Here is a 24,071-nt window from a genome sequence, read left to right as displayed (position 1 = left end):
CCGTTGGATACCTAAGGACACTCGTCATGAAGATTGCTCTTATCGGCGCCACCGGTTTCATCGGTTCGCGCCTGCTCGCCGAGCTCACCAGCCGCGGCCATCAGGTCACCGCCATCGTCCGCAATCCGGAGAAGGTGGCGCCGGGTGCCGGCATCACCGCGAAGAAAGGCGATGTCTATGACAAGGAGGGGCTCGCGACCCTGCTTGCCGGCCATGATGCGGCGATCAGCGCGGTGCATTTCTCAGCGAGCGATCCGGCGACGCTGCTGGCGGCGGTGAAGCAGTCCGGTGTGAAACGCTATCTCGTCGTCGGCGGCGCAGGCAGTCTGGAAGTCGCCCCCGGCGTGAAGCTGTTCGACACGCCCGAATTCCCGGCGATCTATCTCGACGAGGCCAGGAAGGGGGGCGCCTTCCTCGATCTGCTGAAGGGCGAGAGCAGCCTCGAGTGGACCTTCCTTTCGCCCTCCGCCTTGATCGAGCCGGGCGTGCGAACCGGCCAGTTCCGGCTCGGCAAGGACCAGCTCCTGGTCGACGGCAAGGGCCAGAGCCGGATCTCGGCCGAGGACTATGCCGTTGCCCTGGTCGATGAGCTGGAGACGCCGACGCATGTGCGCCAGCGCTTTACGGTCGGCTATTGAGGCGGAACGCTGGGTCCCGCCTCAACGTTGTGTGAGCTTACCGGTCAGGTTGGATCAATCTGACCGGGTTCAACTGCATGGTCCGGCGGAAGCGCTTCTCGCCGAATGCAAGCTGGCCGCGGCGCAGTTCGCCGCTCCAGACATGGCCGGCGTCGCTCTCGAAATAGAGCTGCGCCGCATCGACCTCGTAGCGGCCGCCATGACCTGGCGACTGGTCGCGCTGCTTGCCGAAGCGACCATTGGGGCGAAGGTCGAGCCGGATGGCGCCGTCTTCGCTGATCCAGCGGCCGAGCACGGCAAGCTCGGCCTTGGTCAGCGGCTCCGGAACCTCGAGATCGATCTCGAGCGGGCGGATCGACCGCTTGGCCGGCGTGATGATTGACGCGATCGCGCCGAGCGACTGGATGACCTGGCTGAAGGGCATGATGTCCTCCTTTTGTTCAGGGTGTTGGGCGGTGCAGATAGCGCCGCCTCTGACAGGAACATGTCAGTAGTGACCGGCACGGGACGCCGGGGCGTTCGCCCTATGCGTCCGTTGTTCAGCAACGCTGCCGGTATGGTTGGACAATGCACCTGCGCCGGCGAGAAGCGGTAGACCGATCCGCCGCGATCATTGCCTGATCCTCCAGCGATAAGGCTAAGCCATCGCAAAACCCCGGCGCTTCCTTATATGAAAGTCCGAAGTCGAAGCGGCCGCCCGTCTCAGGTGAAGGAGGATTCCCGCATGCGCCAGGTCGAGGAACTCGCCGTGTTGATCGCGCGCTTTGCGCCGACCGACGGCGTTCACGCGACGCCGATCCCGCGCCTGAAGGTGGTCCGTCTCTCGCAGCCGAGCGAGCCGATGCACGGCCTGCACGAGCCGGCGCTCTGCATCATCGCCCAGGGCGCCAAGCAGGTGATCCTGGGGGACCGGATCTATCGCTACGATGCGGCCCACTGCCTCGTCGTCTCGCTCGATCTGCCCGTCATCGGCCAGGTGATCGAGGCGACGCCGGACAAGCCTTATCTCTGCGTCAAGCTCGAGCTCGACCCGCTCGCCATCAGTGCGCTCATGCTGGAGTCGGCGCCTCTCGCCGAACGGGAGCTGCCGCCCGGCCCGGGCATGACGGTCAGCCCGATGACGCCAGCCCTGCTCGATGCCGTGCTCCGGCTGACCGGCCTGTTGGCTAATCCTGCGGACGTTCCGGTGCTTGCGCCTATGGCCGAGCGCGAGATTCTCTATCGTCTATTAACCGGCGAGCAGGCGGCACGCCTGCGCCAGATCGCGGTGGCGGAGAGCAAGCTGCAGCAGGTCAACCGCGCCATCGGCTGGATCAAGCGTAATTATCGCAAGCCCTTCAGCGTCGAGATCGTCGCTGCGGAGGCGCGGATGAGCCCCTCCGCGCTGCACCTGCATTTCAAAGCGGTGACGACGATGAGCCCGCTGCAATACCAGAAGCAGCTCAGGCTACAGGAGGCACGCCGGCTGATCCTGGCCAATGCGCACGACGCAGCCTCGGCCAGTTTCGAGGTCGGCTATGAGAGCCCCTCGCAGTTCAGCCGCGAATACAGCCGTCTGTTCGGCGCCCCGCCGTTGCGCGATGTCGCGCGACTGCGCGGCGGCGAGGCCGTTTTCAGCGGCTGAGAGAGCGCTCAGAACTCCTCCCACCCGGCATCGCTGGCGCGGCCATTGACGGCCTTGCGGGCTGGAGCGCTCTCGCGCTGGGGCGCGGCCTTGCTCTGGGCGAAGGCGGCCTCGGCGAGTTGGCGCAGGCGTTCGGGTTCGGAGTCGCCACCGCGAGCGGCCAGGCCGGCCGATCGCGGTGAGGCGCTGACAGGGCGTGCGGGCGCTCGCATTGCTGGGCGGGCCGCAGGGCCGGCGGAAAGCGATCCGGTCGCCGCGGCAAGGGCGTTGCCGCTCCCCGTCCGGAAGCTCGCCACCAGCGTGTTGAGCTCGCCGATGCGGCCCGACAGCGCGCCGGCCGAGGCGGCGCTCTGTTCGGCAAGCGCCGCGTTCGCCTGGGTCATCTCGTCGAGATGGGCGACCGCCTGGCTCATCTCGTCGATGCCATGGGCCTGCTCGGCCGAGGCCGCCGAGATCTCCTGGATCGTGCCGGTGACCTTCTGCGAGGCCGACAGGATCTTCTCCAGCGAGTCGCCGGCGCGGCGGACCAGCTTGACGCCGGTCTCGACCTCGCTGTTCGACGAGGAGATCAGGCCGGAAATGTCCTTGGCCGCCTCGCTGGAGCGCTGCGCCAGCGTACGAACCTCGCTCGCCACCACCGCGAAGCCCTTGCCGGCATCGCCGGCGCGGGCGGCTTCCACCGCTGCGTTCAGGGCGAGCAGGTTGGTCTGGAAAGCGATGTCGTCGATCACGCGGATGATGTCGGAGATCTTCTTCGAGGCCTCTTCGATCCGGGCCATGGCCGCGACCGCCTCGCCGGCGATGGCGCCGCCGTCTTGCGCTGCCTTCATCGCCTCCTCGGCGATCGCCGCCGCCTGGCGCGCGCCTTGCGCCGAAGCCTTCACCGAGGCCGCCAGCTCTTCGGTCGTCGCCGCGGTCTCCTCCAGCGAGGAGGCCTGCTCCTCGGTCCGCTTCGATAGATCGTCAGCGCCCGTGTTGATCTCCCGCGCCGCGACACCTACATCGGCCGCGGTCGACTGGATCGTCGACACCGTCGCCGAAAGGCGATCGACGGCTTCGTTGAAGTCGGCGCGCAGCTGCTCGTATTCCGCCGGGAAGGCATCCTCGAGCCGGCAGGTCAGATCGGCCTGGGCGAGCCGCTCCAGTCCGTTAGCAAGGGCGCGAACGATCGCTTCCTGCTGCCGAGCATGGTCGCGCTGCTGCTCCGTCGCGCGCTCACGCTCGGCCTGGTTGCTGCGGCGCTCGGAGTCGCTGCGTTCCGACTGCTCTGTCGCTTCGGTTTCCAGCCGCGCCTTCTCAATCGCGGCTTCGCGCAGGATGGCGACCGCATCGGCCATGGCCGCGACCTCGTCACCGCTACGCAGCTTCGGCGGCTCGCTGGCGAGGTCGCCGGCAGCCAGCTTCAGCATCGTTTCCTTGAGCTGGCCGAGCGGTTTCAGCATCCGGCGCGTCAGCCAGAACAGCAGTGCTCCGCCGATCGCAGCGATCGCGAGCCCTGCGACGATGTTGTTGCGGATCATCTCGTCGATGACGGTGAGGAAGTCCGATTGCTTGATGCCGACATAGAGAATGCCGATCACTGCGTTGTTCGACGTCTGGACGATCGGCTCGTAGATGGTGAAATAGGGAATGCCGAGGATATCGGCGGCGCCCGAGTAAGTCCTGCGATCCTTGAAGACGGCATCGTGGGCCGGGCCCTGTGCCAGCTTGGTGCCGACCGCACGCGAGCCGTCCGGCTTCTGCACATTGGTCGAGACGCGCGTGTCGCCCATGAACACGGTCGCCGTGCCGCCGGAGAGCGCCTTGACCTTGTCGACCGCGGCGAAGTTGCCGTTCACCAGTTCGGGGCCGAAATAGAGCTTGTCCCCTTCGAGCCGTGGTTCGCCCTTGGACGCGAGGACATCGCGCAACAGGTTGCTGTTGACGATCAGGCTGGCCTGAGCCCGTTCGCGCATCGCGCTGTCGGCAGCGCGGATCGACAGGACGACCGACGCAGCCACTGCGGCGGCGATGATGATGATCCCGAGGATGGCGAGCCGGTTCGAGATGGGTAGCCAGAGCGAGGCGAGCTTCTTCACGAGTGGCTCCTTGGGTTGCCGGGGCAGGCTGGCACTCAAGGAGGTCTCTAAACTGGTAAATTTCGTTTTAAAGGGGGGTATTTCGGCCCGAAAACCACGGCTTTCAGGCAATTTAGGTACTGTTTCCGAGCGTTTTCCGGACGTGTGCGTGTAGGCCGGAAGCGGGCTCGCCTACAGGTTGAAGACGCGATGCGGGACGAATTCGCCCTGCGCAATCGAGCCGGTGGCGATCAAGACGCCGCCACTCACGGCATAGACCGCCTCCGCTTCCAGCGGTGCGTCGCGACCGCGCAGCAGCACGCTCTGGCCGCGCTTGAGCCTGAGCGCGGCGTCGCGGTGCACGGTGATCTCGGGGATCAATGCCAGCGCCGCGGATACCGGCAGCAGCGCCTCTGTGGCGTTGTCGCCATCGCGCAGCGCCTCCACGGTCGCCGCATCCGCCACCGCGAACGGCCCGACGCGGGTCCGGCGCAGATGCGCGACATGGCCGAGGCAGCCGAGTGCCAGACCGAGGTCGCGCGCGATGGCGCGGACATAGGTGCCCTTGCCGCATTCGGCTTCGAAGGTGGTGGTTGGGCCGTCGTGCTGGACGATGCGTAGCGCGGTGATCTCGACCGGGCGCGCCTGCAGCGTCACCTCCTCGCCGTCGCGGGCGAGGTCGTACGCGCGCTCGCCGGCGATCTTGATCGCAGAAAACTTCGGCGGCACCTGCTGGATCGTGCCGGTGAAGCGCGGCAGGAGCGCGACGATCGCAGCCTCGTCCGGCCGCTTCTCAGAGGTCGCGACGACCTTGCCCTCGGTGTCGTCGGTATCGGTCTGCGAGCCCCAGGCGACGGTGAATTCATAGGCCTTACGCCCGTCCATCACGAAGGGGACGGTCTTGGTCGCTTCGCCGAGCGCGATCGGCAGGAGGCCTGAGGCGAGCGGATCGAGCGTACCGGCATGGCCGGCCTTCTTGGCGCTGAAGGCGCGCTTGACCACGGCGACAGCATGGGTCGAGGTCATGCCGACCGGCTTGTCGAGCACGACCCAGCCATGCACGTCGCGCTTCTTCGGGCGCGGCGCGGGCGCCTGCTGCGGCTCCTCCGCCGCGGGGTTGCTCGTGGCCTCAGTCATCACTCTGATCGTCCTGCTGAATCCGCAGCGGCTGCTTCAGGATGTCCTGGCGTACCTTGTCCGAATAGAGCAGCGCATCGACGCGCTCGGCCTCGGCGAAGCTCTCATCCTGCAGGAAACGGACGTTCGGCGCGTATTTCAGGTTCACGCGATGGGCGATCTCGCCGCGGATATAGCGCGTATGCGAGGCTAGCGCCTTCAGCACCGGCGCGACGTCCTGGCCGCCGAGCGGCATGATGTAGCAGGTCGCGAGCTTGAGATCGGGCGAGAGCCGGACCTCGGGCACGGTGATGACGTACTTGGCCAGCACATCGTCATGGATGTCGCCGCGCGCCAGCATTTCGGCGAGCGCATGTCGGATCAGCTCGCCGACGCGCAATTGCCGCTGTGAGGGCCCGGAGCCCTGTGAATTGGGTTTCTTTGCCATGGTTCTCGTTCTCCGGGATCGGACCGGACGGACGGGTTTGAAACGTCATGGCCGGGCGAAAGCCCGGCCATCTGGAATATCCGGGGAGCAAGCGGGCCGATCAGAGCGTCCGCTTGATCTCCTCGACGCGATAGCACTCGATCACGTCGCCGGCGCGCATGTCCTGGTAGTTCTCGAAGGACATGCCGCACTCCTGGCCCGCCACCACTTCCTTGGCGTCGTCCTTGAAGCGCTTGAGCTGGCTGAGCTTGCCCTCGTGGACCACGACGTTGTCGCGGATCAGGCGGACATTGGCGCCGCGCTCGATCGTGCCGTCGGTGACGCGGCAGCCGGCGATCTTGCCGACCTTCGAGACGTTGAAGATCTCGAGGATCTGGGCATTGCCGAGCATAGTCTCGCGCAAGGTCGGGGCCAGCAGGCCCGACATCGCCGCCTTAACGTCATCCACGAGGTTGTAGATGATGTTGTAGTAGCGGATTTCGACGCCGGCCCGTTCGGCCGCCTCGCGCGCTTCCTTGTGGGCACGGACATTGAAGCCGATCACGGCAGCGCCCGAAGCCTGGGCGAGTGTGATGTCGGATTCGGTGATCCCGCCGACGCCGGACGAGAGCACGCGGGCGCGGACCTCGTCATTGCCGACCTTCTCGAGCGTACCGACGATGGCCTCGACCGAACCCTGCACGTCGCCCTTGACGACGAGCGGGAATTCTTTGCGGCCAGCGCCTTCCTTGAGGTCGCGCATCATCTCGGCGAGCGAGCGACCTGCGCCCGATCCGCCGCCGCGGGCGGCGATACGGTCGCGCTTCTGGCGTTCGCGGTAATCGGTGATCTCGCGGGCGCGCGCCTCGGATTCGACCACCGCGACGCGGTCGCCGGCCTCGGGCGTGCCGTTGAAGCCGAGCACCTCGACCGGAAGCGATGGCAGCGCCTCCTTGATGTGGGCGCCGGTATCGCCGATCAGCGCGCGGACGCGGCCCCATTCCGAGCCGGCGACAATGATGTCGCCGGTGCGCAGTGTGCCGCGCTGGACAAGTACGGTCGCGACCGGGCCGCGGCCGCGGTCGAGCTTCGCCTCGATCACGGTGCCTTCGGCGGCGCGCTCAGGATTGGCCTTCAGATCGAGCAGCTCGGCCTGCAGGGCGATCGCCTCGAGCAGCTTGTCGAGGTTCTTGCCGGTCTTGGCCGAAACCTCGATCTCCAGCGTCTCGCCGCCGAGCGTCTCGACCTGGATCTCGTATTGCAGCAGCTCGGATCGCACGCGATCTGGATTGGCGTCCGCCTTGTCGATCTTGTTGATCGCCACGATCAGCGGCACCTTGGCCGCCTTGGCATGGTTGATGGCCTCGACCGTCTGCGGCATGACGCCGTCATCGGCCGCGACGACGAGCACCACGACGTCGGTCACCTTGGCGCCGCGGGCGCGCATCGCCGTGAAGGCGGCGTGGCCGGGCGTGTCGATGAAGGTCACCTTCGAACCATTCGGCGTCGTCACCTGATAGGCGCCGATATGCTGGGTGATGCCACCGGCTTCGCCGGTCACGACATGGGTCTGCCGGATCGCGTCGAGCAGCGAGGTCTTGCCGTGGTCGACATGGCCCATGATGGTCACGACCGGCGGACGCGAAACCAAAGCCTCGTCGGTGTCCGGCGTGTCGAACAGGCCTTCCTCGACGTCGGATTCGGCGACGCGCTTGACGGTGTGGCCCATTTCCTCGGCCACGAGCTGGGCGGTGTCGGCGTCGATCACATCGGTGATCTTGTGCATCGCGCCCTGCTTCATCAGCAGGCGGATGACGTCGACGCCCCGCTCGGTCATGCGGTTGGCGAGTTCCTGGATGGTGATCGTCTCCGGGATGATCACCTCACGCATCACGCGTTCCTTGGCGACGTCCGAAGCGCGATGGCCGGTCATGCGCTGCACGCGGCGGCGGAAGGAGGCGAGCGAACGGGTCCGCTCGTCGTCTCCACCGGTCGCGGTCGACAGCGTCAGGCGGCCGCGTGGCTTCTCGCCGACTTTGGGGGTCTTGGGCGCAGGGGCCGGTGCGCCTCGGGGCGCGCCGGGAGCTCCACCCGGGCGGCGGAAAGCGGGACGCGCCTCGCCGTCATCGGGGCGGCTGCGCGGGGCGCCAGCTGAAGAGGGCGCCTGCCGAGCGGGCCGCGCGATGAGCGGCTCGGCCGTTGCATTGGCGTCAGGGCGCGGCGGCCGCGGCGTGTCGGCGCGCGGACGGCGGACATCGAGGCTCGGAGGCCTTGCGCCGACATCGCGCATCGGCGGACGCGGTCCGCCGAATTCGCGCGGGCCCGACGGAGCGGGGCGCGGCGTCTGTACGTAGGTCGAGGCCGGGGGAGCGCTGGCAGGTGCTGCATCGCGCACCGGCGCGGGCCGCGGCGGCGCAGCCTCTTCGTTCATGCGTTGGCGGGCCGCGCTCTCGGCCCGGCGCTTGTGCTCGTCTTCCTGCCGGCGGCGGTCTTCTTCCTCGCGCTGGCGGGCCTGGGCGGCGTCGCGCTCGGCGCGCTCACGCTGTTCGCGGGCGGCGCGCTGACGCGCTTCCTCCTCGGCGTGGGAGCGGGCTTCGGCTTCGCTGGCGCGGGCATCGGAGAGGGCGCGCTGACGCGCATCCTTCTCGTCGTCCGAGAGCGTGCGCAGCAGCATGCCGCTGGCCGGTCGGTTGACCTGTGGCGCCGCCTGGGGCGGTTGCGGCCGTGGCGGCGTCGGAGCCTGAGGCGGCTGGGGCGCGCGCACTACGGGAGCCGGAGCCGGCTCGTGACCGGCGGCGCGGCGCTTGACTTCGACGACGACCTGCTTCGAGCGCCCATGCGAGAAGCTCTGCCGGACCGTGCTCTGTTCGACAGGCCGCTTCAGCGACAACGTCTTGGGAGGCGTCACGCTCAAGGTCTTGTCGCCTGGGGTCTTGGTATCACTCATTCCGCGTTCGGTCCTACCGGTTCGGTCTTCGTCTGGTCACGTGCGTCGGATTCAGTCGGGTCCATGAACGCCGTTTCGCCAGCATCGTTCGTCCGATAGCGGACGAGCCGACGCCAGCGCGCGAGGAAACCCTCAGTCGCCGGACCCGGAGCAAGCGCTGCATGTATCACATGCTCACGCCCGAGCGCCAGTTCCAGTTCAGCCGCAGCGAAAATCGCTACGACCGGTATCTCTTTCGGCGTCGAGGCCCGCCGGAGTGCCTGGCCGATCTTGCGTCTGCCGTCCTCGGCGCCGTCGCTGGCGGCGATCACCGCAGCAGGGCGTCCAGATTCCGCCTGTGCCTCGACCTTGGCAAAGCCGGTCGAGACCAGTCCCGCCTTGTTCGCCATGGCCAGCGCCTGGATCGCGTCCCTGGACAAAAGGGCGTCGACCTCGGCAGCGAGATCAGGCGAAACCGTCACCTTCGTCTTCAGCGAGCGCTCGAAGGCGCGCCGCTTCACGGCTTCACCGACCGCAGCGACGCTGAGCGAGACCCAGACGCCGCGCCCCGGAAGCTTGCGCCTGATGTCCGGCACCAGCACGTCGCCAGGGCCGACCACGAAGCGGATCAGATCCTCCGGCGCCCGCGCCTGCCGCGTCAGCGCGCAGGTCCGCTCCGGACCTTCGCGCAGGCCGCGCCGGCTCATCTCGCGCCGTTCGGGGTTCAGGCCTGCGACTCCTCGGCCTCAGCTTCGATCTCGGCATCGGGCTCCGGTGCCTCGACCCAGCCCGCCTTGATGCGCGCCGCCATCACGATCGCCTCGGCGTCTTGCCGCGACAGGTCGAAGCCGTCGAGATAGCCGGCATGACGGGTGCTCTCGCCATCCTTGCGCTCGGTCCAGCCGACGAGATCGTCGGTGGCACAGCCAGCGAGATCCTCGACGTTCTTCACATCGTTCTCACCGAGCGCCACCATCATCGCGGTGGTGATACCCTCGATCTCACGCAGCTCGTCTTCGACACCGAGCGCCTTGCGCTTCTCGTCGAACTCGGCCTCGATCGCGGCAAGATACTCCTGGGCGCGGTTCTGAATCTCGGCAGCGGTGTCCTCGTCGAAACCCTCGATCGAGGACAGCTCGGTCGGCTCAACATAGGCGACCTCCTCGACCGAGCGGAAGCCTTCCGAGGCGAGCAGCTGGCCGACCGTCTCGTCGACGTTGAGCGCGTTCATGAACAGCTCGGTGCGCTGCAGGAATTCCTTCTGGCGGCGCTCCGATTCCTCGGCTTCGGTCAGGATGTCGATATCCCAGCCGGTGAGCTGCGAGGCGAGGCGGACGTTCTGGCCGCGGCGGCCGATGGCGAGCGAGAGTTGCTCGTCCGGCACGACGACCTCGATCTTGTCGGCTTCCTCGTCGAGCACGACCTTGGCGACCTCGGCCGGCTGCAGCGCGTTGACGACGAAGGTCGCGACATCGGGCGACCACGGGATGATGTCGATCTTCTCACCTTGCAGCTCGCCGACCACGGCCTGCACGCGCGAGCCGCGCATGCCGACGCAGGCGCCGACCGGGTCGATCGAGGAATCGCGTGATATCACCGCGATCTTGGCGCGCGAGCCCGGATCGCGGGCGACGGCCTTCACTTCGACGATCCCGTCATAGATTTCCGGCACTTCCTGGCCGAACAGCTTGGCCATGAACTGCGGATGGGTGCGCGACAGGAAGATCTGCGGGCCGCGCGGCTCGCGGCGCACATCGTAGACATAGGCGCGGGCGCGGTCGCCGACCTTGAAGGTCTCGCGCGGGATCATCTCGTCGCGGCGAATGATCGCCTCGCCGCGGCCGAGATCGACGAAGACATTGCCATACTCGACGCGCTTGACCGCACCGTTGACGATCTCGCCGATTCGGTCCTTGTACTCGTCGTACTGCCGGTCACGCTCGGCCTCGCGCACCTTCTGCACGATGACCTGCTTGGCCGACTGGGCAGCGATGCGGCCGAAGTCGAAGGGCGGCAGCGGGTCGGCGATCACATCGCCGACCTGAGCGGCCGGGTTGTGGCGCTTGGCCTCATCGACCGTGATCTCGACTGCGCCGTTCTCGACGAGATCGACGACCTGGAGATGGCGCGCCAGCCTGAGCTCGCCCGATTTCGTGTTGATCTCGGCATGGACGTCGGTCTCAGCGCCGTAGCGGGAGCGCGCCGCCTTGGCGATCGCGTCCTGCATCGCGTCGATCACGATCTGGCGGTCGATCGACTTCTCACGGGCGACCGCCTCGGCGATCTGCAACAGCTCGAGCCGGTTGGCGCTCACAGCCATGGCGCTCACTCCTCTTCCTGTGTGTTCTGCACCGGTCCCTTGCGGCCCTTGCCCGGCTTGCGGGCCTTGGGGTCGCGGGGGCCGAGCGACTTGCCGCGCCCGGGCGCGGGTTGGGCGATCTCGTCGGCGGGCGGCATCTGCGGCGCCAGGCCGGATTTGCCGCGCCTGAGCGATTCAGTGATGAGCGCGTCGGTCAGCATCAGACGCGCCTCGACGATCAGCCGCATCGGGATCGCGACATCGCGATCCTCCTCCGCTTTGGCGTCGTCACGCGTCAGCAGGGCATCGGTGCCACTGGCACCGCGCAAGATGCCACGGAAGCGCTTGCGGCCGGCATGGGGCTCGCTGGTCTCGATCTTGGTCAGATGGCCGGCCCAGCGCTCGAAGTCGCTGGGCCTGACCAGCGGCCGGTCGATGCCTGGCGACGACACTTCCAGATGATACGCCGCCTGGATCGGATCGTCGACATCGAGCGCCGGCGAAACCGCCTGGCTCACGGCCTCGCAACCTTCGACGTTCATGGTGCCGTCGGGCAGCTCGGCCATGATCTGGACGGTGCAGCCGTTCTGGGCGGTGACGCGCACGCGCACCAGCCGGTAGCCGAGATCCATGATCGCCGGCTCGATGATCGTGGCAACGCGCGCAGCGACGCCGCTCTCGACGACGATCCGCGCTTCCTGATCCTGGCTGTTCTGCTCGCCCATCCGTATGGCTCGCCCATCTCCCGCGGCGCGCGCGTTCTCTAGCAAAAGTTTAGAGGCGGATTCACCAATCAGGTTGTTCCAACCTGATTGGATCCGGCTCCAGGCTCGTGGAAGGGTTCGGCCAATAAAAAAGAGCGGGCCGGTGGGCCCGCTCTTGATCGCCGGCTTACACCGAAACCAGAGCTGTTGGCCGCTATCTAGTCCTGTTTCGACGATCTTGCAAGCGTCTCCGCGATTGCGGCGATCCCGCTAACCCACTGGTCATTCTTCGCTGTTACGACACAGGGATGGTGTGTCGCGAGGTTGCGTGATGAGTCCTGTCGGTACATTGCTGCGCGATCTCGAGACGACGATGGCGCGCGGCTCGAACAGCGAGCGCGCCACGATCCTGGCGCGGCTGACCGATCTCTTCCTCAGCACGGCCCACAATATGGGCGAGGACCAGGTCGGCGTCTTCGATGTGGTCATCGGCCGCCTCGCGCGTGCGATTGAGATCAGGGCGCGCATCGAACTGGCGGAGCGGCTGGCGCCCGTCCCCAACGCACCGAGCGGCGTCGTCCGCCAGCTCGCCCTCGACGAGATCGCGGTCGCTCGACCGGTTCTCGTCGGCTCGGCCCGCCTCAGTGACCATGATCTCGTCGCCGTCGCGGCGGCGAAGGGGCGCGATCACATGCTCGCCATCACCGAGCGTCCCGATCTCGGCGAGCCGGTCACCGATTTCCTGATCCTGCGCGGCGGTCGTGTCGTGACGCATGCCGTCGCTGCCAACCAGAGCGCTCGCTTCTCGCGGCATGGCATGGGCGTCCTGGTCATGCGGGCTGCTCAGGACGATGCCCTGCAGGCGACGCTCGGCGCCCGCGCCGACATCCCGGCCGATCTCGCCGAACAGCTGATGGCTGCGGCCAAGAGCTCGGTCCGCCGCCGGCTCGAAGCTTCGCTCGAGCCGTCTTTGGCGGGTGCGGTCGCCGGCGCGGTCGAACGCGGCGCCGAGGCCGTCTCGGTCCAGGCGACCATCGGGGACGAGCTCGGCCGGTTCGGTAAAGCACTGGCCGACGTCAAGGCCCTCGACGAGGCCGCCAAGCTCGACGAATCCGTGATCGCGCAATATGCGACGTCCGGCGCAGTGGAGCACGCCATCTGCGGCGTCGCCACTCTGGCTCGCCTGACCCTGCCGGCGACCGAGCAGATCGTGTTTGGCCCGGATCGAGACGCCGTTCTGCTGGTGGCGCGCGGCATGGGCTGGTCCTGGGAAACGACCAAGGCGCTGATCGGTCTGCGCAAGGGCGATGGCAAATCGACGGCACTGCTGGAGCGGGCCCGCCAGAGCTTCCGCAACCTCACGCCGACGACGGCCCAGCGCGTGCTTGGCTTCCTCAGGATGCGCGACGGTGCGCAGTCAGATAGCTCGGCACCCGCCCGGCCTTGACCGCCTTGGCCTCGTAGCGCGTGCGGACCCAGCCGGGATAGGGCCGGCGCCAGTCCTCGGCGCTTTCGTCGGCCCAATCGAAATCGGGCGAAACGATGAGCCGCGCTAGTGTCCAGCCGACATAGTCGTCGATATCGCTGGCGAAGCGGAAGCGGCCACCCGGCCGCAGAACCCTGGCGAGCAGCGCCAGTGTCCGCTCGGAGACGAAGCGGCGCTTGCGCTGACGGCGCTTGGGCCAGGGGTCCGGATAGAGCAGATCAGCCGCGTCGATGCTCCCGGCCGGTAGCAGCGGCAGGAGCAGCGCGGCATCGCCGTCCCAGAGCCGGATGTTGCGCAGGCCCTCCTGCTCGATCACGGCCAGGAACTTGGCCATGCCGTTGACGAAGGGTTCGACGCCGATGAAGCCGATCTGCGGGCTCTCGCGCATACGGGACAGGAGATGCTCGCCGCCGCCGAAGCCGATCTCAAGTCGGACTGCCTCGACGGGAACGGGGAAAAGCACTCCCAGATCCGGGATCGGTCCTTCAGGCAGGCGGAGCGCCGGCAGGGTCTCGGCGATGCGCTCGGCCTGGCCCTGGCGCAGCCCCTTGCCCTTGCGCCGGCCGAAGAAGGCCCGTTCTGAATCGTGCTGGTCTGCTGTCATGAGGGACGCCTTTACGGCGCGCGGGAAAAAAGAAAAAGGCCGGGGTGTTGCCCCGGCCTCGATTCATGCGGTGACGGCTGGATCAGGCGACGGCCTTCTTCAGCGCATCGACCAGATCGGTCTTCTCCCAGGAGAAGCTGCCGTCGCGACCGGCCTTGCGGCCGAAATGGCCATAGGCTGCCGACTTGGCGTAGATCGGCTTGTTGAGGCCGAGATGGGTACGGATACCGCGCGGCGTCAGGTCCATGACCTCGCCGAGCACGCCCTCGAGCCGGGCCTCGTCGACCTTGCCGGTGCCGTGCAGGTCGACATAGATCGACAGCGGCTTGGCGACGCCGATGGCGTAGGAGAGCTGGATCGTGCAGCGGTCGGCGAGCTTGGCGGCGACGACATTCTTGGCGAGGTAGCGCGCCGCGTAGGCCGCCGAGCGGTCGACCTTGGTCGGATCCTTGCCCGAGAAGGCGCCGCCGCCATGCGGAGCCGCGCCGCCATAGGTGTCGACGATGATCTTGCGGCCGGTCAGGCCGGCGTCGCCGTCGGGGCCGCCGATCACGAACTTGCCGGTCGGATTGACGTGCCAGACGGTGTCCTTCGAGATCCAGCCATCAGGCAGGGTCTGACGGATATAGGGCTCGACGATCTTGCGGACATCGGCCGAGGACAGCTTCTCGTCGAGATGCTGGGTCGAAAGCACGATCTGGGTGACGCCCACTGGCTTGCCGTTCTCGTACTTGACCGTGACCTGGCTCTTGGCGTCGGGGCCGAGCTTGGCCGCGGCGCCTTCGCCGGCATGGCGGGCCTTGGCGAGGACCTCGAGGATCTTGTGGGCGTAGTAGATCGGAGCCGCCATCAGTTCCGGCGTCTCACGGCAGGCATAGCCGAACATGATGCCCTGGTCGCCGGCGCCGACATCCTTGTTGTTGCCTTCGTCGACACCCATGGCGATGTCGGCTGACTGCGGGTGCAGCAGCACGTCGATCTTCGCCTTCTTCCAGTGGAAGCCGTCCTGCTCGTAACCGATCGCGCGGACCGCCTTACGTGCCGCCGACTTCACCTTCGACTTGATCTGCTTCTCGTCGAGATGGGTGCGGACCTCACCGGCAATGACGATACGGTTGGTGGTCGCAAGCGTCTCGGCGGCGACGCGCACCTGCGCCGGATCATGGCCAGCCTTGATCGCTTCCTTGAAGAACAGATCGACGATCTCGTCGGAGATCCGGTCGCAGACCTTGTCCGGATGACCTTCGGAGACGGATTCGCTGGTGAAGAGATAGTTCTGGCGGGACACGGTTGGGGGATCCTTCCCAGGCTGCGATGCGACGCCGGCGGATAGCCGGGTGCAAATAAAAAAGCGCAGCGTCTTTTGCAGCGGAAAGGTTCGCCGTCAAGGCAAGAAATTCTTTTCACCGACATTTCGTTCGTTGAGGCGAACAAAAAAAAGCGGAATCAGGCAATTTCCCCGGAGTCATGCGCCAGAGCTTCGACCAAGTCGATGACCCGTCGACGCACGCGCGGGCTCTTGATGCGCACGAACGCCTTCGACAGCTGTATGCCCTCGCTCGTGGCCAGGAAGTCGGCGACATAGGCAGTGGCGGCCGCATCGGTGAAGCCGCCGGCGGTCACCTCTCCAGTTGGCGCACCCTCGAAGAAGAAAGCGACGGGCACGCCCAGCATCTTGGCGATCTGCTGCAGGCGGCTGGCACTGATGCGATTGGTGCCCTTTTCGTATTTCTGGACCTGCTGAAAGGTTAGGCCGAGCGCCTCGCCGAGCTTTTCCTGGCTGATTCCCGCCAGCATGCGCTGCATGCGCACACGGCTGCCGACATGGCGATCGATCGGGTTCGGGAGTTTCTTCAGCATGGGCCGTTCACCTCGTTGACACACTCAACCGCACTTCCGATCTCGCGTCCACCGCCGCCTCTTTCAGGAAATAGACGGGTGTTCGTTGGTATGCGTTGATTCTTGGCCGCTCTAGGCCGAAACTGGCATCGTCAGGGAAGGCGGGACATGTCGGGACGGCATTTCAACGCGGGACGGGACGCGCTCGATTTCATCGACCGGCTGAGCACTCTCACCGATCCGACCGCGGTCGTCGGCGCTCTGCGCGACAAGCTTGCAGGCTATGGCTTCCACGCCTTCCTGATCACCGGGCTACCGGAGATCGGGGACCGGATCGATCCGCTCGTCCTCCTCAATGGCTGGCCGCCGGGCTGGTTCGAACTCTATCTGGAAAGATCGTTCTCGGATTGGGATCCGATCGCGGCCTATTGCAAGACGACGATCGATCCCTTCGCCTGGGGCGACGTCTATCAGGAGGATGAGGCATCTGCTCGCCAGCGCGAGGTGATGCATCGGGCGCGCGACTTTAACATGGTCGAAGGCTTCTGCGTGCCGATCCATGGCGAATCCGGCTTCCAGGCCGTCGTCACCATGGCGGGTGATCGGCCGGACTTGTCGCGCCAGGCCCGCTCGGCCATCCATCTGATGTCGATCTACGCGCATGGCAAAGCGGCGGATTGCTTGCGACCGGCGCGTCTCGATCACGTCCTGACCGTCCGCGAGCGCGAGGTCCTGACTTGGTTCGCGACCGGCAAGACGACCGAGGGCGTCGCGGAACGCCTCGGCGTTTCGGCCGGAACGGCGGAGGCGCATTTCGAAAACGCCGCCCGGAAGCTTGGCGTGCGCGGACGCACGCGCACTGTCATCGAAGCCTATCGCCGCGGCGAGATCAGCATCTAGCGCGAATTCGACCGCTTCTTCCGGAATTCCGGAATACCCATGAAACCTGAAAGGAGCCAGCTTGCATCCCTCAAGAATGGGGGAGGCGGCGATGATCCATGTTGTCGATGCCGGCAATCGGCATCTCTACGGGGCCGAAGTCGAGCAGCATTTCAGGATTCGGCACCAGATCTATGTCGGCGAGCGCAAATGGATGGCGCTCGAGCGGTCCGATGGTCGGGAGGTCGACCAGTTCGACACCGAGGACGCGACTTATCTGCTCGCGATCGAGAACGGGCGCGTGATCGGCGGCACCAGACTCGTCCCGACGCTGGGTCCGCATCTGATGGCGGATGTATTTCCTTTCCTGGCCGATGTGCGCGGGCTTCAGCGCGGCAGCGACATCGTCGAGTGGACGCGCATCTTCGTCGTGCCGGACCGGCGCGGTGGCGACAGCAAGGTGCTGCACACTGTCCTCGCCGGCATGTTTGAGTATTGCCTGGCCAATGACATCGCCGCGATCACGGTGGTGATGGAGACCTGGTGGATGCCGCGTTTCCTGGAGCTGGGCTGGGAGGTCCGGCCGCTTGGCTTGCCGACTATGATCGACGGCATGAACTGCGTCGGCACGATCATCACGGTAAACGAGGCGGCCTATCGCCGGACGCTCGCCTTCAAGGACATCGATGCGCCCGTCATCGCGCCGCGCCGCGCCGCGAAGCAGGCGCCGGGCGAGCGGAGGATCTCGCATGGCTAACCAGCATGATACCGGCAGTAGCCGTGACAAGATCGAATATGCGCTGGGATTGCTGACCAACCTCCTGCGCAATCGGCCCGTTCATCAGGAATTGGTTGATGTCGCCTACCGCATGGACCTGCCGGACGAACTCTGGCTCGCCGTCCAGATTCTCTCCATGTCGGAGCCGGATCAGGTGAAGCTCCGGGATTTCCTGTTGGTGAATCCCAATCCGCAGCTACAGCGGGTCAACCGGAGCACGCTTGTCTTGACGCAAGATATGGCGCCGGTTCTGCACTGAAGCAGGTCGGCAACGATCTCGAGCCGACTGTGCAAGGCAGATTTACCGGTCAGGTCATCTCGGCCTGACCGGTCCACTACCGCGTTCCGCGTAACCGAGCACTATTGCTCGATAGTCTCGGCCGGGGTGTCGGCGAGCGAGTCGACCAGATCGACGATACGCCGGCGCACGCGCGGGTTCTTGATGCGCACGAAAGCCTTGGTCAGCTGCACGCCCTCGCTGGTGGCGAGGAAGTCGGCGACATAGGTCGTGGCGGACGCATCGGCGAACCCGCTTTCCATCGTGTCGTCGTTCGGAGCCCCGTCGAAGAAGAATGCAACCGGAACGCCCAGCATCTTCGAGATCTGCTGCAGGCGGCTGGCACTGATCCGATTGGTGCCCTTCTCGTATTTCTGCACTTGCTGAAAGGTCAGGCCGAGCGCTTCCCCGAGCCTTTCCTGGCTGACACCGGCAAGCATGCGACGCATGCGGACGCGGCTGCCGACATGGCGATCGATCGGGTTGGGTACTTTCTTCAGCATTCTCGCAGGCCCCTTTGCTGTTCTTCGTTCAGACCTGTCGGCGGCCCGCTGAAGGCCCGGTACGGCCGACTGTTCGGCGGCCTTCCCGGAAGAAAGTTCCAAATGGGATCACCGTCTCCGCATTAATACTCCAGCGAGCATTGAGCTGGCAACTACACCTGCAAAGAAAACATCGCCGAAGCGGGAATAGGGCGTGGCCGGCCCCACTCGGGGCAGTGAAGTGTCGAGGACGCCGGTCTCGCCGAGGGGCAGGGCCGCGCGGATTCGCCCATAGTGATCGACGACCGCCGAGATTCCGGTATTGGCGACGCGCACCAGCGGCAGCCCCTCCTCGATGGCGCGCAGGCGCGCCTGGGCGAGATGCTGATAGGGCCCGCTCGTCTGTCCGAACCAGCCATCATTGGTCAGGTTGAGGATGAAGCCCGGTCGTGGACCGCTCGGCATCGCTTCGCCAGGAAAGATCACCTCATAGCAGATCAGTGCGGCGGCTGGTGGCAGACCGCGGATCGGCAAAGGCGTGCGCCGGCTGCCCGAAGCGAAGCCACCGGGAACCGAGACGAACTCCGAAAGGCCAACAGCGCGGATCAACCGGTCGAGGAAAGGCGGCAGGTACTCGCCGAACGGCACCAGATGCACCTTGTCGTAGCTGCCGGTGATCACGCCCTCGTCATTCACCACCTGGATCGAGTTGTAGATCGGCGGCCGGCTCTCGCCGGGCAAGGTTTCGCCGGCGCGGGCGGCGCCCGTGATCAACGTCGCGTTCGGAGGCAACAAGGCGGCGATCCGTGCCAATGCCTGCGGCGTGCGCCCGAGCAGGAAAGGGAAGGCCGATTCGGGCCAGATCAGATGCGTGACGTCCTGCACGCCCGTCGTCGCCGGGCTGGTCGCGCGATCGCTCAGCGCGAGGTAGTGCGACAGGATCATCTCGCTGTTGCGTGGGCTGAACTTCGCATCTTGCGGCAGGTTCGGCTGCATCAGGCGCAGCTTCACACCGCTGACCGCCGCGACCGGCTCGCTGGGAATCCGCCAGGCGCCGAAGCCGGCCATGACCGCGAGCATGGCGACAGCCAGGATCGGAGCCCGCCAGCGCGCCACACCCTCCTCGCTTGTCCCGAGCACTGCCGGCGCCGCGCCGATCGCGACCGCGAGCGCCGTCAGTCCGTAGAGCCCGATCAGGCTGGCGCTCTGGGCGAACCAGGCGGGGCCGGCCAGCATCATGCCGTAGACGTTCCAGGGGAAGCCTGTGAGGATATGGCCGCGCAGCCATTCGCTCACGGCCAGCATGGCGGCCAGCACCAGGATGCGGCCGGCGCCGGTCGGCCAAATCGCGCGCGCCAGCACGAAGCCGAATGCCGGGAAGAGCGCCAGGAAGGCGGGGAGCGCCACGACGCCGAGCGGCATCGCCCAGGCGAATTTGTCGGCCTCGACCAGGAAGGCGGCACCCAGCCACCATAAGCCGGCGAGGTGGTAACCGAAGCCCCACCACCAGCCCGCCGTCGCAGCCGCCCAGAGGCGGCCGCGGCGGCTCTCGGCGACCGAGCCGTCTATCAGCCAGACTGCGGCCGTCATCGGCACGACCACGAGTGGCCAGAGGTCGAGCGGCGCCAGCGCCAGCGCCCCGCAGGCTCCGCAAAGGAGCGCGATCAGTCTGCGCGGCCAGCCCCAGGCGAGGATGACGCGGTCGGCCAGCGCCGGCAGGCTTGTCATGCAGCGTCCGGCGTTGCTGGCGGTTCGGCGGTGACGGGGTCGCGGCGATGGATCCGCAGGCGCTTGACCCGACGCGGATCGGCGTCGAGCACCTCGAATTCGAGTTCTTCCGGGCCCTTGATCAATTCGCCTCGCACCGGCACGCGGCCGGCCAATGTCACGATCAGCCCGCCGAGCGTGTCGACCTCTTCGGCGACCTCGGCACTCGACAGATCGATCCCCGTTGCCTGTTTCAGCTCGTCGAGCGTGGCGCGGGCATCGGCGATGAAGCGGTTCTCGCCGGCGGGTGCGATCGCCGGAGCTTCGTCGAGATCATGCTCGTCCTCGATGTCGCCGACGACGATCTCGACCAGATCCTCGATCGAGATCAGCCCGTCGGTGCCGCCGTATTCGTCGATCACCAGGGCGATATGGGTGCGCGTCGCCTGCATCCTGACCAGAAGGTCGACCGCCGGCATGGACGGCGGCACGTAGAGCACCGGCCGTAGGATCTTGGCCTGGGCCAGCGTCATCGACAGGTCGATGGCCCCCAGACTCGGCCCGGCATTGACCTCCGCTTCGCCGCGCGCTCTCCGGCCCGGCTTGGCGCGGGCGGCGATGAAATCGAGGAAGTCACGGATGTGAATCATCCCGCGGGGGTCGTCGAGCGTCTCGCCATAGACCGGCAGGCGCGAATGGCCGGCGGTACGGAACAGCGCGAGCAGATCGCCGAGCGTCGCCTCCGACGAGACCGCGATGATGTCGGCGCGCGGCACCATCACATCGGCGACGCGCCGCTCGCGCAGGCTCAGCACGTTCGAGAGCATCGCCCGCTCTTGCGGGGAGAGGTCGGTAATCTGACCGCTGTTCTGCGCGAGCGCCTCGGTGATGTCCTCGCGGATCGAGCCGCCATGGCGCAGGCCGAGTTTGTCGAGGAACTGGCCGAGCCAGTGTGACAGCCCGCGGCCGGTCGGTTCCGACGATGAAGTGGATCGGGTGTCGTCGCTCATGACGCAGGCTGGGGGCTCGGGTTTTTCACGGTCTTCGGGCGAGGTTCAATCGGTTCGGGGTCCGAGCCGGCATAGGGGTCGGCAATGCCGAGCCGGGCGAGCGCCGCGGTCTCGAGCGCCTCCATGCGCTGCGCCTGCTCCTCGGTCTCATGGTCTTCGCCGACGAGATGCAGCAGGCCGTGGATAACGAGATGGCTGAGGTGGTCGCCGAAGGATTTCTCCTCGGCTTCAGCCTCGTGGGCGACCGTCTCGAAGGCGAGCACGATGTCGCCGATGATCGGGCTGGAGGCGATCTTCTCCGGCGGCGCGGCCGGGAAGGAGAGCACGTTGGTCGCCTTGTCGAAGCCGCGCCAGTCGCGGTTGACGATGCGGATGCGCTTGTCGTCGGTCAGGAGCAGGCTGAGCTCTGCGCCCGGCAGGGTCTTGACCGGCGCGAGCGCCAGCCCCGCCTCGATGGCGGCGGCGATACGAGGCCGCAAATCTGCGACCTCGCGCCACCGCCGCGACTGGGTACGGATATCGAGCGAAGGCCCGCTTATGGCGGGCTCCGATGTCCCGGTTCGCGGCGCCGCGCGCCGCGATCGAGGTCGGTCGTTCATCGCGGCCGCTCCCGCGACAGCATGCGCTTCAGCCCATCGGCATCACCCTCTACGGGCGCGTCCGGTGCAGGCAAGGCGGCGAGGCGGGCTTCACGCTCGTCGCGCTCCCTCCGGGAGGCGTCCTCATAGGCCATGACGATGCGGCGCACGAGCTCGTGGCGCACCACGTCGCCTTCTTCGAAGCGGGCATGTCCAACCCCCTCGACGCCGGACAGGAGCCGGACCGCTTCGACCAGGCCCGAGCGCTGGCCCGGCGGCAAGTCGACCTGCGAGGGGTCGCCGGTGATGATCATGCGCGAGCCCTCGCCCAGGCGGGTGAGGAACATCTTCATCTGCACCGAGGTGGCATTCTGCGCCTCGTCGAGCAGGACGACGGCGTTGGTCAGCGTCCGCCCGCGCATGAAGGCAAGCGGGGCGATCTCGATCATACCGGTCTGCAAAGCGCGCTCGACATGGCGCGGCTCCATGAAGTCATTGAGCGCATCGTAGATCGGCCGGAGATAGGGATCGACCTTCTCGCGCATGTCGCCAGGCAGGAAGCCGAGTCGCTCGCCGGCCTCGACGGCCGGCCGCGACAGCACCATGCGCTCGACCACGCCCTGCTCGATCAGCGAGACGGCGTGGCCGACCGCGAGCCAGGTCTTGCCGGTGCCGGCGGGACCCTCGGCAAGCACGAGCTCGTGGCGCTTGAGCTGGCGCAGATAAGCGTCCTGCGCCGCGTTGCGGGCCCGAACCGGGCCGCGCTTGCGTGTCACCACCGCGTCGAAGGCGGCCTTGCCGGCGTTATCGGAGGGAAACAACGAGCGCTGCACATTGCTCTCCTCGATCGCGCCGTCGACCTCACCGAGATTGACGGCCGCACCGGTCTTGGCACGGGCATAGAGGGTCCGCAGCACGCGGCTCGCCTGCTCGGCGGTCTCGCGCGGGCCCTTGATGGTGACGTGGTTGCCGTTCGGGCTGACGACGACGCCGAGGCGCCGTTCCAGATGCGCCAGATTCTGGTCGTAATGGCCGAAGACCAGGCCAGCGGTCTGGTTGTTGTCGAAGGTGAGCTCGACTTCAGCGCCGGGCAGGCCTTCGCGCGTCAGCGCTTCGTCGCGGCGTGGGCCGCGCTCGGCTTTCGGATTGAATTGATCGGCCTGGGCCAATGCCATTGTCTCCATTGGGAATGAGTCGGACAGGCGCAGTCAAAAAGTCTTCACCGCAACGCCGACGCTATCCTGACGCTACGCACCCCAACCTTCTTCAAGCAGCCAAACCCGGCCGCTCCACCGCGCGGCCAAACAGCGAATTCGAGCCGGCGCGCTCGATCTCGACCAGTACACGGTCGCCGATGCGATGCGTCGTATTCTCGATTTGCACGGCCTGCATATAGGGCGTCTTGCCGGCGAGCTGGCCGGGATGCCGGCCTGTGCGCTCGATCAGGATCTCGACGGTGCGGCCGACCATGGCGTGGTTGAAGTCCTGCCGGTGTTCCTCGACCAGAGCCTGCAGCCGGTGCAGCCGCTCGTCCATCACCGCGAGCGGGATCTGGTGGGCGAGCTCTGCCGCCGGCGTGCCGGGGCGCGGCGAGTACTTGAACGAATAGGCGGAGGCGAAGCGCACATCGGCGATCAGGCGCAGCGTCTCCTCGAAATCGGCATCGCTCTCGCCCGGGAAGCCGACAATGAAGTCGGAGGAGAGGGCGATATCCGGCCGCGCCTCGCGAATCCTGTCGATCAGGCGACGATACTCGTTGCCGGTATGCTTGCGGTTCATTGCGGCAAGTATCCGGTCGGACCCGGCCTGCACCGGCAGGTGCAGGAACGGCATCGCCTGCGGCAGGTCGCGATGGAGGCCGATCAAGTCCTCGTCCATGTCGCGCGGATGGCTGGTCGTATAGCGGATGCGGGCGATGCCCGGCACCTCGGCGATACGCCGCATCAAGCGCGCTAGCGTCCAGACCCGGCCATCGGGGCCATCGCCATGATAGGCGTTGACGTTCTGGCCGAGCAGCGAGACGTCCTGCACGCCGGCTTGCGCCAACCGCTCGACTTCGGCCAGCACCTGGGCGACCGGGCGCGAGAACTCGGCGCCGCGCGTATAGGGCACGACGCAGAAGGCGCAGAACTTGTCGCAACCTTCCTGCACGGTGACGAAGGCCGAGACGCCGCGGGCCACGATCGCCGCTGGCTTCGGCGCCGGCAGGTGATCGAACTTGTCCTCCGGCGGCAGCTCCGTATCGACGACGCGGCCGCTTTTCGCCTGCGCCAGTAATTCGGGCAGGCGGTGATAGGTCTGCGGGCCGATGACGAGGTCGACGGCCGGCTGGCGGCGCTGAATCTCGGCCCCTTCCGCCTGGGCGACGCAGCCGGCGACGACGAGCGTGGTCTCGCGCCCTTCCGCCTTCCGCTCACGCTTCAGGTCGCGCAGCTTGCCGAGCTCGGTGTAGACCTTGTGCGCCGCGCGCTCGCGGATATGGCAGGTATTCAGCAGGATGAGGTCGGCGTCGTCGGGCGTCGCAGTCTCGACATAGCCCTCCTGGCCCAGGACGTCGGCCATGCGCTGGCCGTCATAGACGTTCATCTGGCAGCCATAGGACTTGATGTGGACTTTCTTCATCAACGCTGATCCGGCCTC

The 24,071-nt window shown here is 66.8% G+C and carries 23 protein-coding genes; 6 read left to right on the top strand and 17 right to left on the bottom strand.

Annotation, left to right across the window (positions count from 1 at the left end; genetic code table 11):
* Positions 1 to 26 precede the first annotated feature (26 nt).
* The gene (locus BLM15_RS21450) at positions 27 to 638 is read left to right on the top strand and encodes an NAD(P)-dependent oxidoreductase (protein WP_126114662.1); all 612 of its coding nucleotides are present in this window, start codon (positions 27 to 29) and stop codon (positions 636 to 638) included.
* A 37-nt stretch (positions 639 to 675) separates the two neighbouring features.
* Here the strand turns inward: BLM15_RS21450 and BLM15_RS21445 are convergent, their stop codons facing one another.
* Positions 676 to 1,062, bottom strand: a complete 387-nt coding sequence (locus tag BLM15_RS21445) for an Atu4866 domain-containing protein (RefSeq protein WP_126114661.1) — start codon at positions 1,060 to 1,062, stop codon at positions 676 to 678.
* Between the two features lie 300 nt (positions 1,063 to 1,362).
* Between BLM15_RS21445 and BLM15_RS21440 the strand changes: the two genes are divergently transcribed.
* On the top strand, positions 1,363 to 2,262 hold the full coding sequence (locus BLM15_RS21440; protein ID WP_126114660.1) for an AraC family transcriptional regulator: 900 nt from the start codon (positions 1,363 to 1,365) through the stop codon (positions 2,260 to 2,262).
* 8 nt (positions 2,263 to 2,270) lie between these two features.
* Here the strand turns inward: BLM15_RS21440 and BLM15_RS21435 are convergent, their stop codons facing one another.
* The 7 genes from BLM15_RS21435 to rimP all read right to left on the bottom strand — a co-directional run bounded on the left by BLM15_RS21435 (position 2,271) and on the right by rimP (position 11,812).
* Positions 2,271 to 4,340, bottom strand: coding sequence for a methyl-accepting chemotaxis protein (locus BLM15_RS21435; protein WP_126114659.1), 2,070 nt, complete (start codon positions 4,338 to 4,340; stop codon positions 2,271 to 2,273).
* A 171-nt stretch (positions 4,341 to 4,511) separates the two neighbouring features.
* A complete protein-coding gene (truB, locus tag BLM15_RS21430) occupies positions 4,512 to 5,456 on the bottom strand; it encodes a tRNA pseudouridine(55) synthase TruB (RefSeq protein ID WP_126114658.1) in 945 nt (314 codons plus the stop codon).
* Positions 5,449 to 5,883 (bottom strand): 30S ribosome-binding factor RbfA, encoded by a 435-nt coding sequence (rbfA, locus tag BLM15_RS21425; protein ID WP_126114657.1) that lies wholly within the window; start codon positions 5,881 to 5,883, stop codon positions 5,449 to 5,451. The genes truB and rbfA overlap by 8 nt, the downstream gene beginning before the upstream one ends.
* Positions 5,884 to 5,983: 100 nt before the next feature.
* Complete coding sequence (gene infB / locus BLM15_RS21420; protein ID WP_126114656.1) at positions 5,984 to 8,809, bottom strand: translation initiation factor IF-2; 2,826 nt, start codon at positions 8,807 to 8,809, stop codon at positions 5,984 to 5,986.
* Entirely contained in the window at positions 8,806 to 9,495 is a 690-nt protein-coding gene (locus BLM15_RS21415) for an RNA-binding protein (protein ID WP_126114655.1), read from the bottom strand. Before BLM15_RS21415 ends, infB begins: the two co-directional genes overlap by 4 nt.
* Positions 9,496 to 9,512: 17 nt before the next feature.
* Positions 9,513 to 11,108, bottom strand: a complete 1,596-nt coding sequence (gene nusA, locus BLM15_RS21410; RefSeq protein ID WP_126114654.1) for a transcription termination factor NusA — start codon at positions 11,106 to 11,108, stop codon at positions 9,513 to 9,515.
* Positions 11,109 to 11,113: 5 nt separating this feature from the next.
* Positions 11,114 to 11,812, bottom strand: a complete 699-nt coding sequence (gene rimP / locus BLM15_RS21405) for a ribosome maturation factor RimP (protein ID WP_126114653.1) — start codon at positions 11,810 to 11,812, stop codon at positions 11,114 to 11,116.
* A gap of 310 nt (positions 11,813 to 12,122) precedes the next feature.
* Between rimP and BLM15_RS21400 the strand changes: the two genes are divergently transcribed.
* Positions 12,123 to 13,238, top strand: coding sequence for a DUF2336 domain-containing protein (locus tag BLM15_RS21400; RefSeq protein WP_126114652.1), 1,116 nt, complete (start codon positions 12,123 to 12,125; stop codon positions 13,236 to 13,238).
* On the opposite strand, the gene trmB is transcribed toward BLM15_RS21400, so the two are convergent.
* The 3 genes from trmB to BLM15_RS21385 form a co-directional block, all read right to left on the bottom strand.
* Complete coding sequence (gene trmB / locus BLM15_RS21395; protein WP_126114651.1) at positions 13,186 to 13,881, bottom strand: tRNA (guanine(46)-N(7))-methyltransferase TrmB; 696 nt, start codon at positions 13,879 to 13,881, stop codon at positions 13,186 to 13,188. The genes BLM15_RS21400 and trmB overlap by 53 nt on opposite strands.
* Positions 13,882 to 13,963: 82 nt before the next feature.
* Positions 13,964 to 15,169 (bottom strand): methionine adenosyltransferase, encoded by a 1,206-nt coding sequence (gene metK, locus BLM15_RS21390; RefSeq protein ID WP_126114650.1) that lies wholly within the window; start codon positions 15,167 to 15,169, stop codon positions 13,964 to 13,966.
* 158 nt (positions 15,170 to 15,327) lie between these two features.
* Positions 15,328 to 15,741, bottom strand: coding sequence for a helix-turn-helix domain-containing protein (locus BLM15_RS21385; RefSeq protein ID WP_126114649.1), 414 nt, complete (start codon positions 15,739 to 15,741; stop codon positions 15,328 to 15,330).
* Between the two features lie 147 nt (positions 15,742 to 15,888).
* Here BLM15_RS21385 and BLM15_RS21380 point away from each other — a divergent pair, with 147 nt between their 5' ends.
* From BLM15_RS21380 to BLM15_RS21370, 3 genes are all read left to right on the top strand, one after another.
* A complete protein-coding gene (locus BLM15_RS21380; RefSeq protein WP_126114648.1) occupies positions 15,889 to 16,620 on the top strand; it encodes a LuxR family transcriptional regulator in 732 nt (243 codons plus the stop codon).
* Between the two features lie 91 nt (positions 16,621 to 16,711).
* Entirely contained in the window at positions 16,712 to 17,356 is a 645-nt protein-coding gene (locus tag BLM15_RS21375; protein WP_164547601.1) for an acyl-homoserine-lactone synthase, read from the top strand.
* Positions 17,349 to 17,636: a hypothetical protein gene (locus BLM15_RS21370; protein WP_126114646.1), complete on the top strand. Its 288-nt coding sequence runs from the start codon at positions 17,349 to 17,351 to the stop codon at positions 17,634 to 17,636. The genes BLM15_RS21375 and BLM15_RS21370 overlap by 8 nt, the downstream gene beginning before the upstream one ends.
* 101 nt (positions 17,637 to 17,737) lie before the next feature.
* On the opposite strand, the gene BLM15_RS21365 is transcribed toward BLM15_RS21370, so the two are convergent.
* The 6 genes from BLM15_RS21365 to miaB form a co-directional block, all read right to left on the bottom strand.
* Positions 17,738 to 18,157 (bottom strand): helix-turn-helix domain-containing protein, encoded by a 420-nt coding sequence (locus BLM15_RS21365; RefSeq protein ID WP_126116286.1) that lies wholly within the window; start codon positions 18,155 to 18,157, stop codon positions 17,738 to 17,740.
* Between the two features lie 108 nt (positions 18,158 to 18,265).
* Complete coding sequence (gene lnt / locus BLM15_RS21360) at positions 18,266 to 19,864, bottom strand: apolipoprotein N-acyltransferase (RefSeq protein ID WP_126114645.1); 1,599 nt, start codon at positions 19,862 to 19,864, stop codon at positions 18,266 to 18,268.
* Entirely contained in the window at positions 19,861 to 20,853 is a 993-nt protein-coding gene (locus tag BLM15_RS21355; protein ID WP_126114644.1) for a hemolysin family protein, read from the bottom strand. The genes lnt and BLM15_RS21355 overlap by 4 nt, the downstream gene beginning before the upstream one ends.
* Positions 20,850 to 21,332 carry an rRNA maturation RNase YbeY gene (gene ybeY / locus BLM15_RS21350; RefSeq protein ID WP_236846371.1) on the bottom strand — a complete coding sequence of 161 codons (483 nt, stop codon included), beginning with the start codon at positions 21,330 to 21,332 and terminating at the stop codon, positions 20,850 to 20,852. The genes BLM15_RS21355 and ybeY overlap by 4 nt, the downstream gene beginning before the upstream one ends.
* Positions 21,333 to 21,448: 116 nt before the next feature.
* Positions 21,449 to 22,606: a PhoH family protein gene (locus BLM15_RS21345; protein WP_126114642.1), complete on the bottom strand. Its 1,158-nt coding sequence runs from the start codon at positions 22,604 to 22,606 to the stop codon at positions 21,449 to 21,451.
* A 91-nt stretch (positions 22,607 to 22,697) separates the two neighbouring features.
* Positions 22,698 to 24,053, bottom strand: a complete 1,356-nt coding sequence (gene miaB / locus BLM15_RS21340; RefSeq protein WP_126114641.1) for a tRNA (N6-isopentenyl adenosine(37)-C2)-methylthiotransferase MiaB — start codon at positions 24,051 to 24,053, stop codon at positions 22,698 to 22,700.
* Between the last annotated feature and the right edge of the window lie 18 nt (positions 24,054 to 24,071).

This window comes from Bosea sp. Tri-49, assembly GCF_003952665.1.
In the GTDB taxonomy this organism is placed as follows: Bacteria; Pseudomonadota; Alphaproteobacteria; order Rhizobiales; family Beijerinckiaceae; genus Allobosea.
Note: the sequence above shows the minus strand (reverse complement) of the source record. Positions and strands in the feature narration are given on the sequence as shown.